Below are 4,844 nucleotides of genomic sequence, written 5' to 3' on the forward strand. Positions count from 1 at the left end.
CATTCGTATAGCTATTGTTGCCTTAGTGTAAAAATTACATGAAATAAATATTATATATCTAATAATTGACCTGTCTTTTTTTTAATGATAAGAAATTATCTATTTTTCCGTTAGTTAGTGTAAAAAATATTCACTCAAATGGCTTTTAGATATAAAAGCGCTAATATGATTTAAAGAAACAATAACTTGATTAGTTTTTTTGAATGATTAAAATATTTTACGGGTTATTTTGATTGAAAAAAATGACTTTAACTATTTTTAATTTGTAATGATTTCAATACCCAAACCTTATTCGTGAAAAAAACATATTTAATAATTTCCTTACTTCTTTTTACTATTATAAAGGGTTATTCTCAAAGCATATCAGTTGGCAGTTATCCCGAAGATATTGCGAGAAGAAACCAGGTTTCTGGCAAAAGCGATAATCCATCTTCCTTTATTATTCGCCCTTTAAACATTCAATGGGACAGTAAAGCTGCCGACTCCGTGCTGCAAAAGCTTGTAGCAAGTAAATTATATTCAAAATTTAGCTTCATGGGCATGCCATCAGGAATACAATTGCTGCCGTTTAGCTGGCTGAATGAATACAATGTTAACAGACCATTTGGTTACAACAATGCATCATTGTATCCAAACGCAGGTTATCAGAGTATGCTGAGCGGCGGTTTCTTAGTTAAGGCAGGTATATTCAGGATACAGGTTAAACCAGAACTGGTGTATGCACAAAATAAAAGATTTGATACGTTTGCTGATGTGCAGGCCAATAATAATTCCCCCGCGCTTATGAACGCCTATTTTGGCACTATAAATGGTATTGATGCGCCCGAAAGATTTGGAAATAATTCAATAAAGCATCTGTACCCCGGGCAATCCAAAATCACAATAAATTATCAAAGTATTGAAGCCGGGGTTTCTACAGAAAACCTATGGTGGGGACCGGGCATAAAAAACTCCATCATGATGAGTAACTCTGCACCTGGCTTTTTGCACTGGACATTTAATTCTGTAAAACCTGTTAAAACAATAATTGGTTCATTTGAATGGCAAATAATTGGCGGTAACTTAAAGCAATCGGGTTTTATGCCTGATGATATAAACAAATTAAATTATGGTAAAAACCTGTACAGTCCCAAACCCAAAGTTACACGATATATTTCGGCTTATACTGTTAACTGGCAGCCCAAATGGTTAAAAGGGCTTTATTTGGGCATTACAAGCTACGATTATCTTAATAAAGATTCGATCTATCATCAAAAAAACATCATTCGGAAAATATTCCCGGTAATTACGGGATCGTCTGTAAAGGCGAATGACGCTTCAAACAGTACAGGGGGCGATGGACAGGATTTTGCCTATGCATTTAATATAAGGCAACTATTACCGCTATACAAAGCAGAAGTTTATTTTGAATGGGCCAGGAATGACAGATATGGAAGTCTTAATGATCTTTTACAAGAGCCGGAACATTCAACTGCGTATACATTTGGGGGGCGTAAATTATTTGACCTGAGCAAAGGAGCGTTTATACAGGTAAAAGCCGAAATTACCCAATTGCAACGGCCACCAACCTTTTTGGTACGGGATGAGCCCACATGGTATGAACATCTTTTGAGTCCGAGGGATGGTTATACAAATAACGGGAGATATGTAGGCGCGGGTATTGGGCCGGGAAGTAATAGCTTTATATTTGATATTAGTTATTTAAAAAACCTGAACGCATTTGGTATTACACTTGAAAGACAGTTGCATAACAACGACCTTTATTACAGCGCCTTTGCTGGTACAGGTACGTATAATTTGCATTGGGTAGATCTTTCGGGCACTTTTTATAGTAATGTAAAGTTGAAAAGATACCTGCTATCAGCCGAAGTTACCCCTGTTTACTCGTTAAACTACCAATACAAAAACGGGGAAAGTTTTAACTTACATGCAAGGCTTAATATCACTTATTATTTTAACTAACGGCTATGCTTTTTGTGCCTCTCTATCATTATCTTAAAATAACGATTGTTTATCCTACAAATTAAAAGCACCTGTATTGGTGTTAATAAATAATTATTTGATTTACTTTTGCAAAAGTAATATCATTTATCGGAGCGTTGTTTTTATCTCTGATAGCATTTAACATATGAGCAAATTTAACTTTCGTATACTTTTAATAGCCCTGATTATTTTGTGTGGGGCAGTTAAAAAATCTTCGGCCCAAAGTAATTTTCAAAATATATCTTCTGTTAATGTAGATGATCTTTCCGATCAGCAAATAGCACAGCTGATGCAACAGGCACAAAGTGCAGGGTTAAGTGATGCTGATTTAATACAGCAGGCACAAAGTAGGGGGATGTCGGCCAGTCAGGCCCAGAAATTGCAGTTGCGGGTAAAAAAACTGCGCAATAAATCGGCAGGCTCATCGGCAAATGCGGCTGATAGCGTTGCTACGCAAGGGAGGCAACTTAATTACAAACCCGACAGTGTTGACACATCCTTTTCCCGAAAAGATATATTTGAGGGACTTAAGCCAAAAGTATTTGGCGCCGATATTTTTAAAAATAAAAACAGCTCATTTGAGCCCAACCTTAAGCTCGCTACACCGTTAAATTATATTGTTGGTCCTAATGATCAGCTTAATATTAACGTTTATGGCAATTCATTGGTAAATTGGAAACTCGATGTTTCGCCCGAGGGAAATATCAATATCCCCGGGATAGGTATTTTAAATGTAGGCGGTAAAACAATCGAACAAGCTACTTCATTAATAAAAGGTAAGCTCGCAGCTAATAATTATGCTATAGGCCGCGGTACAAATGTTCAGGTAACGCTTGGCAATATTCGTAGTATCCATGTAATTATTATCGGCCAGGTTACAAAACCGGGCACCTACACGCTGCCATCGCTGGCCACGGTTTTTAATGCGTTATATACGGCAGGCGGCCCAACCGAAAACGGAAGCTTAAGGCAAATAGAGGTCATCCGGAACAACCGTATCATAAGGCATCTTGATGTTTACGACTTCCTGGTGAAAGGCGATCAAAAGAATAACATTTCTTTACAAGATCAGGATATAGTTCGGGTTCCCACTTTCAGAACCAGGGTTGAGCTTGCCGGGCAGGTTAAAATTCCGGCATTATTTGAGGTTTTACCTGGCGAAACCCTTGATAATATATTAACCTACGCAGGGGGCTTTACCGATAGCGCCTATACGGCACGTATTAAGGTTTCGCAAATAAGCGACCAGCAAAGAAAAATAACGGATGTATTGGAAGCTGATTACAAAAACTACATTCCTTTAAGGGGCGATAAATACACAATTGAATCTATTATTAACAGGTTTGAAAATAGGGTTGCTATTAATGGAGCTGTATTTAAACCCGGAGATTATGAATTGCAAAGTGGTTTAACATTATATCAACTAATAGAAAAGGCTGCCGGCTTAAAAGAAGATGCCTTTACAGAGAGGGGAACAATTACCCGGCTAAAGCCTGATAACAGTACCGAGATAATAGGTTTTAGTGTAAAGGATGTTATCAATAAAACGGTAAGCATACAGCTACAGCGTGAAGACATTGTAAATATTTCTTCGATATTTGATCTGCGCGATAGGTATATAGTTACCATTAATGGCAGTATAAGAAAGCCAGGAAAGTTTGCTTTTTCTGAAAACATGAAAGTAGAGGATCTGATTTTAAAGGCCGGTGGGTTTGCAGAGGGTGCAAGTACAAAACGCATCGAAGTGGCCCGGAGGAAATCTGATGCCGATCCCTCTTCCAAAAATAGTGCTGTTGCACAGGTTTTTACCGTTAACATTGATGGCCCGTTAAAGCCCAACGATGCTAATTTTGTACTAAATCCATTTGATATAGTTTCGGTATACAGTTTACCTGGCTTTGAAAAACAAAAAACAGTAAAAGTTGAAGGGGAAGTTTTATACCCAGGGTCGTATACTATAAAAAACAAAAACGAGAAAATATCAGATCTGGTTGCCCGCGCCGGTGGCCTTACCGCATCGGCAGATGTTGAGGGCGGATCGTTAAAAAGAGAAAACATTGCCATATTGGGTGTTGATAAAAATAAAGCAGATACTACAGCACTTGCTCTTGAGCGCACCGCTCAGTTTAGCAGGCTTAAAAGAGCTTATAAGGATTCCACCAACATAGCGGCAGATACCCAGAAGCGAAATAATTATGTAGGTATCGATCTTACCAGAATCTTAAAATCTCCCGGGTCAAAAATAGATCTGTTGTTGGAGGATGGCGACGTTTTAAGGGTTCCTAAGCAACAGCAAATCGTTCGCGTTAACGGTCAGGTGCTTTATCCGAGTGCAGTTGTTTACGATAGTTCAAAATCATTTAATGGCTTTGTATCAAATGCGGGCGGATATGGACCAGACGCCTTAAGAAGGGGAGCTTATGTAGTATATGCCAACGGAACCGTAAAGGGCACCCGGAAGTTTTTGTTTTTTAATATCCATCCTTCAGTTAAACCCGGAAGTGAAATATATGTTCCTAAAAAGGCAGAAAGCAAAAACAATACCGGTCAGTTGATTTTAGGATATACTACAGGGCTGGCATCGTTAGGGGCTATTATTTTGGGGATCTTAAGTTTGAATAAATAAAAGCTAAGTATTGAACGTTAAATAATATGAATAAGAGTGCTCAGCAAGATCCGGATGAGATATCGTTCAAGGATGTTGTTTTTAAATTAAAATCCTCTATAAAATATCTTCAGAAAAGATGGCTTGTTTTAACAATTTGTGGAGTTTTAGGTGGTGTTGCCGGCATCACATATACTATGCAAAAAAAGCCAGTTTACACAGCAACGTGTTCTTTTGTATTAGAAGAAAATAAAGG

General features: G+C 37.9%; 2 protein-coding genes and 1 pseudogene. All 3 read left to right on the top strand.

The features are described from left to right. Window positions 1–294 precede the first annotated feature (294 nt). Window positions 295–1,962, top strand: a complete 1,668-nt coding sequence (locus AC1DPZ_RS21965) for a capsule assembly Wzi family protein (protein ID WP_477407461.1) — start codon at window positions 295–297, stop codon at window positions 1,960–1,962. A 166-nt stretch (window positions 1,963–2,128) separates the two neighbouring features. Beyond that, window positions 2,129–4,609, top strand: a complete 2,481-nt coding sequence (locus tag AC1DPZ_RS21970; protein WP_477407463.1) for an SLBB domain-containing protein — start codon at window positions 2,129–2,131, stop codon at window positions 4,607–4,609. Between the two features lie 26 nt (window positions 4,610–4,635). Then, window positions 4,636–4,844, top strand: a pseudogene (locus tag AC1DPZ_RS21975) (lipopolysaccharide biosynthesis protein); the annotation flags it as partial.

This window comes from Mucilaginibacter sp. P4_G9, assembly GCF_056400985.1.